Raw genomic sequence first — 13,710 nt, 5'->3', positions numbered from 1 at the left:
GACAGCCTCCCATCGCTCAAGATTCGCCGCCCGCTGACTTCTTCTTGCGCGCAGGCTTGCTCGCGTCGCTAGGCGGCGTCTCGGCCACGTTCGCGGCATCGGGCTTCTCAGGCTCGGCCGGCTTCGCGGGTGGCTCCTGGCGCTCGAAGACCACCCGTTCGGCCTTGTCGTCCCAGCGGGCGCTGGCGGTATCGGCCTTGCCGATACCGCCACCCAGCATCTCGCGCGCCAGTGCCGTCTCCAGCTCGCTGCGGATCAGCCGCTTGAGCTCACGCGCGCCGAACTCGGGCTTGTAGCCTTCCTCCGCGAAGTGATCGATCAAGGTCTGATCGAAGGTCAGCGTCACGCCCTGGCTGGCGGCGTTGCGGGCCACACGATCGAGCTGCAGGCCGACGATATGGCGGATCTCCTCCTTGCCCAGCGCATGGAAGACGATGATTTCGTCGATGCGGTTGAGGAACTCGGGGCGGAAGTGTCCGCGCAGCACGTCCATCACCTCGGACTTGGTCTTCTCGTATTCCTCGCCGGCGGCGCCACGGGCCTTCAGCCGACGCTGGATGATGTCCGAGCCCAAGTTCGAGGTGGCGATGATGATGGTATTGGTGAAATCCACCACCCGGCCCTTGCCGTCGGTGAGCCGCCCGTCGTCGAACACCTGCAGCAGGATGTTGTAGACGTCGGGGTGAGCCTTCTCGATCTCGTCCAGCAGCAACACGCTGTAGGGCTTGCGACGCACCTTCTCGGTGAGCTGGCCGCCCTCGTCATAGCCGACATAACCCGGAGGCGCGCCCACCAGGCGTGCCACGGTATGGCGTTCACCGTACTCGGACATGTCGATGCGCAGCAGCGCACCTTCATCGCCATAGATCGACTCGGCCAGCGCCTTGGCGAGTTCGGTCTTGCCCACACCCGTCGGCCCGAGGAACAGGAAGGTGGCCACTGGCTTGCCGCCTTCGCGCAGGCCCGCGCGCGCCAGACGCACGGCATCGGCCACCGCGCGCACAGCTTCGTCCTGGCCCACCAGGCGCTCGTGCAGCCGCTGCTCCAGATGCAGCAGCTTCTCGCGTTCTTCCACCGTCAGCTCGTTGACCGGAATGCCGGTCAGGCGCGAGACGATCTGCGCCACGTGCTCTGCCTTGACCTCGGCGCTGCCCGAGGCGCGCTCGCGTTCCCATTCCTCGACGAGCTTCTTGAGTTCGGCCTCTTTGGCCTCGATGCGCTTACCCAGCTCGGCGGCCTTGTCGTACTGCTTGCGCGAGGCCATGTAGTCCTGCTCACGCCGCAGCTGGTGCAGTTCGGACTCCAGCTCTTGCACCGCCACCGGGCGGGCCGTGGCCGACAGCTTCACGCGTGCGGCCGCCTGGTCGAGCAGGTCGATGGCCTTGTCAGGCAGAAAGCGCGCGGTGATGTAGCGGTCGGACAACTCGGCGGCGGCGATGATCGCATCCTCGGTGATGCTGACCTTGTGGTGCGCCTCGAAGGTGTCGCGCAGGCCGCGCAGGATCATCATGGTCTGCGCTACCGTCGGCTCGGGCACCATCACCGGCTGGAAGCGACGCTCCAGCGCGGCATCCTTCTCGATGTACTTCTGATACTCGTTGAGCGTGGTGGCGCCGATCAGGTTCAGCTCGCCGCGCGCCATCATCGGCTTGAACACGTTGGCCACGTCCAGCCCGCCTTCGCCGCCACCCTGGCCGGCACCGACGATGGTGTGCACCTCGTCGATGAAGAGAATCAGCTCGCCCTGGTGCTCGGTCACTTCCTTGAGCACCTTCTGCACGCGCTCCTCGAACTCGCCGCGGTACTTGGCGCCTGCCACCATGGCGTTGATGTTGAGTTCGACCAGACGCTTGTCGCGCAGCGTCTCGGGCACTTCGCCGGCGACCATGCGCTGCGCCAGCCCTTCGACGATGGCGGTCTTGCCGACGCCGGGCTCGCCGATCAGCACCGGGTTGTTCTTCTTGCGCCGGGCCAGCACTTCGATGGTCGTCTCGATCTCCTGCGCGCGGCCGATGACCGGATCGAGCTTGCCCTCGCGCGCCATCTTGGTGAGGTCGCGCGAATACTTTTCGAGTTCCGGCGTGTTGGTCGGCGTCTCGGCGCGGCCATCCTCGGCCCCTTTGCCGACCACCTTGCTGACCTGCTGGCGCAGCGCTTGCGGCGTGAGGCCGTAACGGCGCAGCAGGTTGGCCGCCAAACCTTCGCCTTCCTCGGCGAGCCCGATCAGGAAATGCTCCGGCCCGACATAAGAGTGGCCGAGTTCGTTGGAGGCCACGAAAGCACGGCTGAGCGCGTCCTTGACCCGGGGCGACACGCCGATCTCGCCCTCGAACGGCTTATCGCCGCGCTTGGCTTCGGATTCGATCTGGCGCTTGAGGTCATCGACCTTGATCTTGAACTGCCCCAGGATGGTCTTCACCACGTCGCTGTCGATCAGCGCCAGCAGCAGGTGTTCGGTATCGACTTCGGCGCGCCCGAACTCTGCAGCGTGTCGGGCGGCCTCCTGCAATAGGGCCTCGGACTGTTCGCTGATACGGCTGGCGAGCCCACTGCCGCGACGGCGCGCGGTGCCCGTACCGGCCGGGGCGGGTTCGCCGAACGAGGCATCGACGACCTCGTCAGTATCGGCCGCCATGGACGGTGCGTCGTCACCGATGCGGAAGAAGTCGCTGCCAAGGAAGTCTTCGAACAGCCCGCTGCGCGAGCCGAACAAGGCTTCCAGCGGCGAGACGGTGCGCTTTTGCTGGCGCACCAATTGGCGATAGTGATCGTCACACAACAGCATGGTGCTGTGGCGACCATTGAGATTGGCTTCCACCCGCACCGTGGCGGGCTGGCCGCAGACTTGGCATTGTTTTCTGGCCATGCTGATGCTCCTGTAAAGATGGATTTGATGAGACGCCGCCGATCACGGCGCCTCATCCTATTGTGGTTTTGAGAATAGCGAGCCGACCAGCGTCAGCCGTTGATCGGGATCGAGCGGCCCTGCTTGGGCGCACTGGCCTCGCGCTTTTCCATCGTGATCGTGAGCACGCCGTTCTTGAAAGCGGCCTTGATCGTGTTCTGGTTGGCATCGGCCGGCAGGTTCAGAGCGCGCTGAAAGCTGCCGTAGGAGCGCTCCACCCGGTGGAAACCGCCGTCTTTCGTTTCCTGCTCCTGACGCTTTTCACCGCGCACCAGCAGCACGTCGTTGTCGAGCGTGATCTGGATGTCTTTTTCCTCGACGCCGGGTACTTCCAGGGCGATCTTGTACTGCTTGTCGGTCTCCTGGATGTCCAGCGCCGGCTTCAGCATGCCCGGCCAGTCCGACGGCCAGCGTGGCATGGCCAGCGTCGGGAAACCGAAGCCTCGAAACGCGTCGTCGAACAGGCGGTCGATCTCGCGATGCAATTGCAGGATGGGACTGACGGGCCCACCCGCCACCGGCAGGTCATTGCGCTGCACCGGCAGCGAGGCAGTGCTCTGTTGTTCTTCCTGCTCCTTCTTGAACCAGTTCCAGGGAGCCAATTTCTTGAAATCAATGTCCATGTCACACCTCCAGAAGAAAAATTGAAGAATCTCGCTCACTCCGTTTGCCTGCGGCTATGGACAGCGCGCCCAGGCGACACGGGATGTTCCGCTGACTTCGGTTGCTCATCTGTACGTATCACCTCCTTTTTTCTGCCTGCTTGGGTCTGATCATTGATCCATCGATCGATTTCACTTTGACGAAACCGCCACGTCCCGCCGACCTTGAAGGCCGGAATCTCCCCGTGCGAGGCGAGCCGGTAAAGCGTCCGCCTGCCGACTTTCAAGTAGGCAGCCAACTCGTCGAGTGTGAAGATCGCCTGCTGGCGCGCTGTCATACCACCCCCACTAGTTCCGTCGTCACGCGGCCTCGCTCGAGGAAATTCTTGCAAGACTTTGCTAGATGTTGCACCTAACATGCAGAAAGTCAAGAGCCAACATTCAGCGATCTGCTGGCCGATCGATGTGAATCAATCGTAAGCAGCGAGGAAACAAATGTTGGCTGCCGCCGCGATGGTGCTCCCCAAGTCGTCAATCTGTAGCCATGTGAAGGGGAAGTCCATGAACGAGATTGCGCGAGTCGGGGTGGATCTGGCTAAGCGGGTTATCTAGGTGCATGCGGTGGATGCGCGCATGGTGGTTGCCAAGGCGCTGGCCGCTGACAAGTTTGCGGCCTGGTGCACGCAGCTGCCTCCCGGCTGCCTGGTGACCTTGTTGGGATCGACGTGCGAGAGTTGCGCGTCCACCCACACCTTCGGGTAGCCGATCTCGTTGAGCGCGGTGGACATCGTGCCCCGGATGCCGTGCCCGGTCAGCAGGTCGCGATAGCCCATGCGCTTGAGCGCGCCGTTGAGCGTGTTCTCGCTCATGCGCTTCTTCAACTCGCTGTCGTGGCGGAACAGATAGTGCTGGGCCGGTTTGAGCTGTTCGAGCAGGTGCCGGACGATCTCGATGGCCTGCACCGACAGCGGCACGATGTAGTGTGGAATGTCCTTGGGCAACTGGCGCTTCCTGCGCATGTCCACCTGGAGCTGCTTCACGACCTCGGGCGGGATGATCCAGAGGCCCCGATCGAGGTCGAACTGATCCGGCGTCGCCAGGCGCAGCTCGCCCGTGCGCACGCCGGTGAATAGCAGCAGCCGCAGACCGAGCTGGGTCTGCAGCCGGCCACGATACTTGCGCAGGCGCTGCAACAGCTTCGGCAACTCGGCCATGCGCAGGAACGGGTTGTGGTTCACCCCTGGGCAGCGGCAGCGCCACCACGTCGAGGTCGGAAGCCGGGTTCTGCTCCAGGCCCGGCACGACCACCAGCGCGTAGCGGAACATCTGGTTGAACCACGTCCTGACTTTCTCGGCGACGGAGAGCGCCTTGCGCCGCTCGATCCTGGCGATCACTTCCAGCAGGTCAGGGCGTTTGATGTCGTAGATCGAGCGCTTGCCCAGCAAGGGCAGCACATCCTTGGCGAAGACGCGAGGGAGGATCGAGAGGGTGGTCTGCCGGCCCTTCTTGAGGCCGAGTTCGCGGTGGGCAAGCCACTTCTTGTAGATCGCCTCGAAGGTGTTTTCACCGGCGAGTTTGACCGCGGCGCGCTTTTGCTTGCGGTGAAGGCGCGGGTTGATGTCCTTGGCCACCAAGGCGCGCGCCTCGTCACGCAGGGCGCGTGCCTCACGAAGGGACACCTCGGGATAGGTGCCCAGCGACATGCGCTTGGGCTCCTTCATCCAGTAGTAACGGAAGTGCCAGCTCTTGCTGCCCGTGGCCGTCACGGCCAGGGAGAGACCATCGATGTCTGGAAGTGTGTAGGCCTTGCCGGTGGCTTTGGCTTGGCGGACCACCAAGTCTGAGAGTGCCATGCTCTAGCTCCTGAACATGAGTCAGGAACCAGATGCTTAACCCATCGACCTCAGCGCCCTAGCAACAATCCGGAAGCCGTCGTGCCCGCAAAAATGGACACAAAAATGGACATAAACGTCGTGGCTTCAGGTGGATTTCCGTGGAGCCCACTGGAACATCGAGGTGTCGAAAACGCAACCAGAATCAACGACTTACGATGCTTCTTGGGCTTCCTCAGAATTCCCTGGAACGATGCAGTGGAGCGGGCGACCGATACCGCACCGATTACCGAGCACGGCGTGGCCACCCTGCCAGAACAGGCATGGGAGCGTGCGCGTCGTCGTGCGGAGATCATTGGGCTGTTGGCGCAGTCGGAGACGGTTGGGCATGAAGCGGCCGACGCGGCAGCCCAGGCATTGGGGCTGTCCCGGCGGCAGGTCTACGTCCTGATCCGCCGTGCCCGGCTAGGTTCGGGGCTGGTCACTGACTTGGCTCTTGGGCAGTCGAGCGGTGGCAAAGGTAAAGGCCGCTTGCCGGAGTCGGTCGAACGAATCATCCGCGAGTTACTGCAAAAGCGCTTCCTGACCAAGCAGAAGCGTAGCTTGGCGGCGTTCCACCGCGAAGTTGTGCGGGCGTGCAAGCTGCAAAAGCTGCGGGTGCCGGCGCGCAACACGGTGGCACTGCGGATCGCCGGCCTCGATCCGCGCGAGGTCACTCACCGCCGGGAAGGACAAGATGCCGCCCGCGACCTGCAAGGTGTTGGTGGTGTTCCGCCACCCGTCTCCGCGCCGCTGGAGCAGGTGCAGATCGACCACACAGTCATCGACCTGATCGTGGTGGACGAGCGCGACCGGCAACCGATTGGCCGTCCGTACCTGACCCTCGCCATCGACGTATTCACCCGCTGCGTGGTTGGCATGGTCGTTACGCTGGAAGCCCCGTCCGCCGTCTCGGTCGGCTTGTGCTTGGTGCATGCCGCCTGCGACAAGCGCCCTTGGTTGGAAGGGTTGAACGTAGAGATGGATTGGCCGATGAGCGGCAAGCCCAGACTGCTCTACTTGGACAACGCGGCTGAGTTCAAGAGCGAGGCGCTGCGCCGTGGCTGCGAGCAGCATGGCATCCGGTTGGACTATCGCCCGCTCGGGCAGCCGCACTACGGCGGTATCGTGGAACGGATCATCGGCACGGCGATGCAGATGATCCACGACGAATTGCCGGGGACGACCTTCTCCAATCCTGACCAGCGCGGGGAATACGCCTCCGAGAAGATGGCCGCCCTGACACTGCGCGAGCTGGAGCGCTGGCTCACATTGGCGGTCGGCACCTATCACGGCTCTGTGCACAACGGCCTGCTCCAACCGCCGGCCGCGCGCTGGGCCGAAGCTATCACGCGGACCGGCGTGCCAACCGTCATCACTCGCGCTACGGCTTTTCTGGTCGATTTTCTGCCCATCATCCGCCGCACGCTGACCCGCACCGGCTTCGTCATCGACCACATCCACTACTACGCCGATGCGCTCAAGCCGTGGATAGCTCGGCGGGACCGCTTGCCTGCGTTCCTGATCCGGCGCGACCCGCGCGACATCAGCCGCATATGGGTGCTGGAACCAGAGGGGCAGCACTACCTGGAAATTCCCTACCGTACCTTGTCGCACCCGGCTGTCACCCTCTGGGAACAACGACAGGCGCTGGCGAAATTGCGGCAGCAAGGGCGCGAACAGGTGGATGAGTCGGCGTTGTTCCGCATGATCGGCCAGATGCGCGAAATCGTTACCACCGCGCAGAAGGCTACGCGCAAGGCGCGGCGCGACGCGGATCGACGCCAGCATCTCAAGGCAACGGCACCGCCTGTCAAAACCACGCCACCACCGGGCGCTGACATGGATGGGCAGCAGGCAGACAACCAGTTGCCGGCCAAACCGTTCGACCAGATTGAGGAGTGGTAGCCGTGGAAGAATATCCCATCATCGACTTGTCCCACCTGCTGCCGGCGGCCCAGGGCTTGGCCCGTCTCCCGGCGGACGAACGCATCCATCGCCTTCGCGCCGACCGCTGGATCGGCTATCCGCGAGCAGTCGAGGCGCTGAACCGGCTGGAAACCCTGTATGCGTGGCCAAACAAGCAACGCATGCCCAACCTGCTGCTGGTAGGCCCGACCAACAACGGCAAGTCGATGATCGTCGAGAAGTTCCGGCGCACGCATCCGGCCAGAGCCGACGCCGACCAGGAGCACATTCCGGTACTGGTCGTGCAGATGCCATCCGAACCGTCGGTAATCCGCTTCTACGTCGCGCTGCTCGCGGCGATGGGTGCGCCATTGCGACCGCGCCCACGGCTGCCAGAAATGGAACAACTGGCGCTGGCACTGCTGCGCAAGGTCGGCGTGCGCATGCTGGTGATCGACGAGTTGCACAACGTCTTGGCCGGTAACAGCGTCAATCGCCGGGAATTCCTCAATCTCCTGCGCTTCCTCGGCAATGAACTGCGCATCCCACTGGTCGGGGTCGGCACGCGCGACGCCTACCTGGCCATCCGCTCCGATGACCAGTTGGAAAATCGCTTCGAGCCGATGATGCTGCCGGTATGGGAGGCCAATCACGATTGCTGCTCACTGCTGGCCAGTTTCGCCGCTTCGCTTCCACTGCGGCGACCCTCGTCGATTGCCACGCTGGACATGGCCCGCTACCTGCTCACACGCAGCGAGGGCACCATAGGCGAACTGGCGCACTTGCTGATGGCGGCGGCCATCGTCGCCGTGGAGAGCGGAGAGGAAGCGATCAACCACCGCACGCTCAGCATGGCCGACTACACCGGCCCCAGCGAGCGGCGGCGGCAATTCGAGCGGGAACTGATGTGAAGCCAGCGCCACGCTGGCCACTGCATCCGGCCCCCAGAGAAGGCGAAGCCTTGTCTTCGTAGCTCAACCGCGTGGCCCTTTGCTATCACATGGAGGTGTCCGAGCTGCTGGAGCACGATCTTGGTCACGCTCAGGTTGATGACCTGGATACCGCGCCACCACTGGCGCTGTTGGCGATGCTCTCCCAGCGGAGCGGCATCGAGCCGGACCGGCTGCGTTGCATGAGTTTCGCCGGCTGGGTGCCTTGGCTACTGGACAGCCTTGATGATCAGATTCCAGACGCATTGGAAACCTATGCGTTCCAGCTCTCGGTGCTGCTGCCGAAACTCCGCCGTAGGACGCGATCCATCACGAGCTGGCGTGCCTGGCTGCCCAGCCAGCCGATACATCGCGCCTGTCCGCTCTGTCTGAACGACCCGGCAAACCACGCCGTACTGCTTGCATGGAAGCTGCCCCTGATGCTGAGCTGCCCGCTGCATGGCTGCTGGCTGGAATCCTATTCGGGCGTGCCTGGGCGGTTTCTCGGCTGGGAGAACGCCGACACTGCGTCGCGCACCGCCAGCGACGCGATTGCAGTGATGGACCGGCGTACCTGGCAGGCACTGACGACCGGCCATGTGGAACTGCCGCGCCGACGCATCCACGCTGGTTTGTGGTTTCGACTGCTACGCACGCTGCTCGATGAGCTGAACACCCCGCTTTCGGCGTGCGGAACCTACGCGGGGTATCTTCGCCAAGTCTGGCAAGGCTGCGGGCATCCGCTGCGTGCTGGGCAAAGTCTGTGGCGACCGTATGAAACCCTGAACCCGGCAATACGGTTGCAGATGCTGGAGGCAGCGGCAACGGCAATCAGCTTGATCGAGGTGAGGGATATCAGCCCGCCAGGCGAGCATGCAAAGCTGTTCTGGTCCGAGCCCCAAACCGGGTTCACCAGTGGTCTGCCGGCGAAAGCGCCGAAGCCCGAACCCGTCAATCACTGGCAACGGGCGGTCCAAGCTATCAGTGAGGCGATCATTGAAGCGCGGCACGACCCCGAGACGGCACGCTCGCTGTTCGCGTTGGCTTCCTATGGTCGGCGCGATCCCGCTTCCCTGGAACAGTTGCGCACCACCTTTGCAAAGGAAGGCATCCCCCCCGGAATTTTTGTCACATTACGAGCCTAATGGGCCCTTTGCATGTCTTAGACAGAGTGACGGGTTAAGTGACAACTTTTGACGGTTAGAACTTTCCGGCGCATATGTCGTTTTCAGAAGACGGCTGCACTGAACGTCAGAAGCCGACTGCACTATAGCAGCGGAGGGGTTGGATCCATCAGGCAACGACGGGCTGCTGCCGGCCATCAGCGGACGCAGGGAGGACTTTCCGCAACCGGCCGTTCGATGCGGCACCGATGGCCTTCGCGCAGGGGTAGTGAATCCGCCAGGATTGACTTGCGCTGCCCTACCTCTCACTAGTGAGGGGCGGCAGCGCATCAAGCGGTGAGCGCACTCCGGCACCGCCAACTTTCAGCACATGCGTGTAAATCATCGTCGTAGAGACGTCGGAATGGCCGAGCAGATCCTGCACGGTTCGAATGTCGTAACCGCTGCGGAGCAAGGCCGTCGCGAACGAGTGGCGGAGGGTGTGCGGTGTGGCGGGCTTCGTGATGCCTGCTTGTTCTACGGGGCACTGTTGCAAATAGTCGGTGGTGATAAACTTATCATCCCCTTTTGCTGATGGAGCTGCACATGAACCCATTCAAAGGCCGGCATTTTCAGCGTGACATCATTCTGTGGGCCGTACGCTGGTACTGCAAATACGGCATCAGTTACCGTGAGCTGCAGGAGATGCTGGCTGAACGCGGAGTGAATGTCGATCACTCCACGATTTACCGCTGGGTTCAGCGTTATGCGCCTGAAATGGAAAAACGGCTGCGCTGGTACTGGCGTAACCCTTCCGATCTTTGCCCGTGGCACATGGATGAAACCTACGTGAAGGTCAATGGCCGCTGGGCGTATCTGTACCGGGCCGTCGACAGCCGGGGCCGCACTGTCGATTTTTATCTCTCCTCCCGTCGTAACAGCAAAGCTGCATACCGGTTTCTGGGTAAAATCCTCAACAACGTGAAGAAGTGGCAGATCCCGCGATTCATCAACACGGATAAAGCGCCCGCCTATGGTCGCGCGCTTGCTCTGCTCAAACGCGAAGGCCGGTGCCCGTCTGACGTTGAACACCGACAGATTAAGTACCGGAACAACGTGATTGAATGCGATCATGGCAAACTGAAACGGATAATCGGCGCCACGCTGGGATTTAAATCCATGAAGACGGCTTACGCCACCATCAAAGGTATTGAGGTGATGCGTGCACTACGCAAAGGCCAGGCCTCAGCATTTTATTATGGTGATCCCCTGGGCGAAATGCGCCTGGTAAGCAGAGTTTTTGAAATGTAAGGCCTTTGAATAAGACAAAAGGCTGCCTCATCGCTAACTTTGCAACAGTGCCCCTGCGTGCGCTGCTGCCATGTCCACTACCTGACGCCGGTGATGGTGATGGCCTCGCCGGAGCGGGAATTTCTTAACCTCGACGAATTTAGACGATCGGCGGGCGAGGGGATGTCGTGGCAAGGTCCGCCTTGCGCTGCTCCGCAAGGGCGACACCAGCGGGTTCGTCGGCGGCCACGCCTAGCGCGACCGCAACCAAGCGTCGAAAAAGTATACGCTCGTCACCCGCCGTCTCCTGTGCTGAGAGTCTCAGGCCGATCGGCCGGCAGGGCTCAATGTCAGCAAACGCGTGATGAGCGGTGGCCTTCAACAGTGATAAGGCGGCACCAGAGAAAAATCACTCAGGGTCAATGCCAGCGCTTCGTTAATACAGATGTAGGTGTTCCACAGGGTAGCCAGCAGCATCCTGCGATGCAGATCCGGAACATAATGGTGCAGGGCGCTGACTTCCGGTGCCAGCAGATATTTTGGCAGTTTGCCTTGGATCAGAGCCATCTGACGCAGGGCTAGTGCAGCCGGATAGTCAATAGCTACCGGCAGCGGTGCGGACTGTTGTAACTCAGAATAAGAAATGAGGCCGCTCATGGCGTTGACTCTCAGTCATAGTATCGTGGTATCACCGGTTGGTTCCACTCTCTGTTGCGGGCAACTTCAGCAGCACGTAGGGGACTTCCGCGTTTCCAGACTTTACGAAACACGGAAACCGAAGACCATTCATGTTGTTGCTCAGGTCGCAGACGTTTTGCAGCAGCAGTCGCTTCACGTTCGCTCGCGTATCGGTGATTCATTCTGCTAACCAGTAAGGCAACCCCGCCAGCCTAGCCGGGTCCTCAACGACAGGAGCACGATCATGCGCACCCGTGGCCAGGACCCAACGCTGCCCGAGATGCGCCGCGTGCGGCTGCTGGAGATGGCGGACGCGATGGATATGTTCTGCCAAGGGTTGGTTTGCGCATTCACAGTTCTCCGCAAGAATTGATTGGCTCCAATTCTTGGAGTGGTGAATCCGTTAGCGAGGTGCCGCCGGCTTCCATTCAGGTCGAGGTGGCCCGGCTCCATGCACCGCGACGCAACGCGGGGAGGCAGACAAGGTATAGGGCGGCGCCTACAATCCATGCCAACCCGTTCCATGTGCTCGCCGAGGCGGCATAAATCGCCGTGACGATCAGCGGTCCAATGATCGAAGTTAGGCTGGTAAGAGCCGCGAGCGATCCTTGAAGCTGTCCCTGATGGTCGTCATCTACCTGCCTGGACAGCATGGCCTGCAACGCGGGCATCCCGATGCCGCCGGAAGCGAGAAGAATCATAATGGGGAAGGCCATCCAGCCTCGCGTCGCGAACGCCAGCAAGACGTAGCCCAGCGCGTCGGCCGCCATGCCGGCGATAATGGCCTGCTTCTCGCCGAAACGTTTGGTGGCGGGACCAGTGACGAAGGCTTGAGCGAGGGCGTGCAAGATTCCGAATACCGCAAGCGACAGGCCGATCATCGTCGCGCTCCAGCGAAAGCGGTCCTCGCCGAAAATGACCCAGAGCGCTGCCGGCACCTGTCCTACGAGTTGCATGATAAAGAAGACAGTCATAAGTGCGGCGACGATAGTCATGCCCCGCGCCCACCGGAAGGAGCTGACTGGGTTGAAGGCTCTCAAGGGCATCGGTCGACGCTCTCCCTTATGCGACTCCTGCATTAGGAAGCAGCCCAGTAGTAGGTTGAGGCCGTTGAGCACCGCCGCCGCAAGGAATGGTGCATGCAAGGAGATGGCGCCCAACAGTCCCCCGGCCACGGGGCCTGCCACCATACCCACGCCGAAACAAGCGCTCATGAGCCCGAAGTGGCGAGCCCGATCTTCCCCATCGGTGATGTCGGCGATATAGGCGCCAGCAACCGCACCTGTGGCGCCGGTGATGCCGGCCACGATGCGTCCGGCGTAGAGGATCCACAGGACGGGTGTGGTCGCCATGATCGCGTAGTCGATAGTGGCTCCAAGTAGCGAAGCGAGCAGGACTGGGCGGCGGCCAAAGCGGTCGGACAGTGCTCCGAGAACGGGTGCGCATAGAAATTGCATCAACGCATATAGCGCTAGCAGCACGCCATAGTGACTGGCGATGCTGTCGGAATGGACGATATCCCGCAAGAGGCCCGGCAGTACCGGCATAACCAAGCCTATGCCTACAGCATCCAGGGTGACGGTGCCGAGGATGACGATGAGCGCATTGTTAGATTTCATACACGGTGCCTGACTGCGTTAGCAATTTAACTGTGATAAACTACCGCATTAAAGCTTATCGATGATAAGCTGTCAAACATGAGAATTCGCGAATGAACAAGCTCCAACGCGAGGCCGTGATCCGAACCGCGCTCGAACTGCTTAACGACGTGGGCATGGAAGGTCTAACGACGCGCCGACTGGCTGAGCGCCTCGGGGTGCAACAGCCAGCGCTCTACTGGCATTTCAAGAACAAGCGTGCGTTGCTCGACGCACTTGCCGAAGCCATGCTGACGATAAATCACACGCATTCGACGCCAAGGGATGACGACGACTGGCGTTCGTTCCTGAAGGGCAATGCATGCAGTTTTCGACGGGCGTTGCTCGCTTATCGCGATGGCGCGCGTATTCATGCCGGGACGCGGCCAGCCGCGCCGCAGATGGAAAAAGCCGACGCGCAGCTTCGCTTCCTTTGCGATGCTGGCTTTTCGGCAGGTGACGCGACCTATGCGTTGATGGCAATCAGCTACTTCACCGTCGGCGCTGTTCTTGAGCAGCAAGCTAGCGAGGCAGACGCCGAGGAGCGGGGCGAAGATCAGTTGACCACCTCAGCGTCTACGATGCCGGCGCGCCTACAGAGCGCGATGAAAATCGTCTACGAAGGCGGTCCGGACGCGGCATTCGAGCGAGGCCTGGCTCTCATCATCGGCGGTCTTGAAAAAATGAGGCTCACTACGAACGACATTGAGGGGCTTTGTTGCACAAATCAGGGCTTGCGCCTGTCCGGTAGAATGACCGCATGAGCAAGCCCCTCCCTCCCAAGTA

General features: G+C 61.8%; 12 protein-coding genes and 2 pseudogenes. 6 read left to right on the top strand and 8 right to left on the bottom strand.

Annotation, left to right across the window (positions count from 1 at the left end):
* Positions 1 to 16 precede the first annotated feature (16 nt).
* The 5 genes and pseudogenes from clpK to FLQ03_RS19720 all read right to left on the bottom strand — a co-directional run.
* Positions 17 to 2,866, bottom strand: coding sequence for a heat shock survival AAA family ATPase ClpK (gene clpK, locus FLQ03_RS00780; RefSeq protein ID WP_128663932.1), 2,850 nt, complete (start codon positions 2,864 to 2,866; stop codon positions 17 to 19).
* Between the two features lie 92 nt (positions 2,867 to 2,958).
* Positions 2,959 to 3,528 (bottom strand): Hsp20/alpha crystallin family protein, encoded by a 570-nt coding sequence (locus FLQ03_RS00775; RefSeq protein ID WP_144373918.1) that lies wholly within the window; start codon positions 3,526 to 3,528, stop codon positions 2,959 to 2,961.
* 35 nt (positions 3,529 to 3,563) lie between these two features.
* The gene (locus FLQ03_RS00770) at positions 3,564 to 3,845 is read right to left on the bottom strand and encodes a helix-turn-helix domain-containing protein (RefSeq protein WP_144373917.1); all 282 of its coding nucleotides are present in this window, start codon (positions 3,843 to 3,845) and stop codon (positions 3,564 to 3,566) included.
* A 270-nt stretch (positions 3,846 to 4,115) separates the two neighbouring features.
* On the bottom strand, positions 4,116 to 4,745 hold the full coding sequence (locus FLQ03_RS19725; protein WP_476756201.1) for a tyrosine-type recombinase/integrase: 630 nt from the start codon (positions 4,743 to 4,745) through the stop codon (positions 4,116 to 4,118).
* 88 nt (positions 4,746 to 4,833) lie between these two features.
* Positions 4,834 to 5,361: pseudogene (locus FLQ03_RS19720) on the bottom strand (tyrosine-type recombinase/integrase); the annotation flags it as partial.
* Positions 5,362 to 5,466: 105 nt separating this feature from the next.
* Between FLQ03_RS19720 and FLQ03_RS00755 the strand changes: the two are divergent.
* The 3 genes from FLQ03_RS00755 to FLQ03_RS00745 all read left to right on the top strand — a co-directional run bounded on the left by FLQ03_RS00755 (position 5,467) and on the right by FLQ03_RS00745 (position 9,361).
* Positions 5,467 to 7,287 carry a Mu transposase C-terminal domain-containing protein gene (locus FLQ03_RS00755; RefSeq protein ID WP_420855644.1) on the top strand — a complete coding sequence of 607 codons (1,821 nt, stop codon included), beginning with the start codon at positions 5,467 to 5,469 and terminating at the stop codon, positions 7,285 to 7,287.
* 2 nt (positions 7,288 to 7,289) lie between these two features.
* Positions 7,290 to 8,198, top strand: a complete 909-nt coding sequence (locus FLQ03_RS00750) for a TniB family NTP-binding protein (RefSeq protein ID WP_027011230.1) — start codon at positions 7,290 to 7,292, stop codon at positions 8,196 to 8,198.
* A 71-nt stretch (positions 8,199 to 8,269) separates the two neighbouring features.
* Entirely contained in the window at positions 8,270 to 9,361 is a 1,092-nt protein-coding gene (locus FLQ03_RS00745; RefSeq protein WP_476756200.1) for a TniQ family protein, read from the top strand.
* A gap of 277 nt (positions 9,362 to 9,638) precedes the next feature.
* Here the strand turns inward: FLQ03_RS00745 and FLQ03_RS00735 are convergent.
* Positions 9,639 to 9,860 (bottom strand): annotated as a pseudogene (locus tag FLQ03_RS00735) (tyrosine-type recombinase/integrase); the annotation flags it as partial.
* A 65-nt stretch (positions 9,861 to 9,925) separates the two neighbouring features.
* On the opposite strand from FLQ03_RS00735, the gene FLQ03_RS00730 reads away from it, so the two are divergent.
* A complete protein-coding gene (locus FLQ03_RS00730) occupies positions 9,926 to 10,630 on the top strand; it encodes an IS6-like element IS26 family transposase (RefSeq protein ID WP_001067855.1) in 705 nt (234 codons plus the stop codon).
* Positions 10,631 to 10,987: 357 nt separating this feature from the next.
* Here FLQ03_RS00730 and FLQ03_RS00720 read toward each other — a convergent pair whose 3' ends face one another.
* Positions 10,988 to 11,266 (bottom strand): site-specific integrase, encoded by a 279-nt coding sequence (locus FLQ03_RS00720; RefSeq protein WP_000015696.1) that lies wholly within the window; start codon positions 11,264 to 11,266, stop codon positions 10,988 to 10,990.
* Positions 11,267 to 11,531: 265 nt separating this feature from the next.
* Here FLQ03_RS00720 and FLQ03_RS19655 point away from each other — a divergent pair, with 265 nt between their 5' ends.
* Positions 11,532 to 11,660 (top strand): type VI secretion protein, encoded by a 129-nt coding sequence (locus FLQ03_RS19655; RefSeq protein WP_001260374.1) that lies wholly within the window; start codon positions 11,532 to 11,534, stop codon positions 11,658 to 11,660.
* A gap of 55 nt (positions 11,661 to 11,715) precedes the next feature.
* On the opposite strand, the gene tet(C) is transcribed toward FLQ03_RS19655, so the two are convergent.
* Entirely contained in the window at positions 11,716 to 12,906 is a 1,191-nt protein-coding gene (tet(C), locus tag FLQ03_RS00705) for a tetracycline efflux MFS transporter Tet(C) (protein ID WP_001297013.1), read from the bottom strand.
* A gap of 92 nt (positions 12,907 to 12,998) precedes the next feature.
* On the opposite strand from tet(C), the gene tetR(C) reads away from it, so the two are divergent.
* Positions 12,999 to 13,688, top strand: a complete 690-nt coding sequence (tetR(C), locus tag FLQ03_RS00695; RefSeq protein ID WP_144373916.1) for a tetracycline resistance transcriptional repressor TetR(C) — start codon at positions 12,999 to 13,001, stop codon at positions 13,686 to 13,688.
* Positions 13,689 to 13,710: the final 22 nt, after the last annotated feature.

Origin of the sequence: Vogesella urethralis (genome assembly GCF_007644045.2) — a bacterium.
GTDB lineage: Bacteria > Pseudomonadota > Gammaproteobacteria > Burkholderiales > Chromobacteriaceae > Vogesella > Vogesella urethralis.
Note: the sequence above shows the minus strand (reverse complement) of the source record. Positions and strands in the feature narration are given on the sequence as shown.

What these genes read in the sequence shown, in the direction of transcription:
- clpK (WP_128663932.1), bottom strand. Translation starts at nt 2,866, where the DNA reads ATGGCCAGAAAACAATGCCAAGTCTGCGGCCAGCCCGCCACGGTGCGG.
- FLQ03_RS00775 (WP_144373918.1), bottom strand. Translation starts at nt 3,528, where the DNA reads ATGGACATTGATTTCAAGAAATTGGCTCCCTGGAACTGGTTCAAGAAG.
- FLQ03_RS00770 (WP_144373917.1), bottom strand. Translation starts at nt 3,845, where the DNA reads ATGACAGCGCGCCAGCAGGCGATCTTCACACTCGACGAGTTGGCTGCC.
- FLQ03_RS00755 (WP_420855644.1), top strand. Translation starts at nt 5,467, where the DNA reads ATGGACATAAACGTCGTGGCTTCAGGTGGATTTCCGTGGAGCCCACTG.
- FLQ03_RS00730 (WP_001067855.1), top strand. Translation starts at nt 9,926, where the DNA reads ATGAACCCATTCAAAGGCCGGCATTTTCAGCGTGACATCATTCTGTGG.
- FLQ03_RS00720 (WP_000015696.1), bottom strand. Translation starts at nt 11,266, where the DNA reads ATGAGCGGCCTCATTTCTTATTCTGAGTTACAACAGTCCGCACCGCTG.
- FLQ03_RS19655 (WP_001260374.1), top strand. Translation starts at nt 11,532, where the DNA reads ATGCGCACCCGTGGCCAGGACCCAACGCTGCCCGAGATGCGCCGCGTG.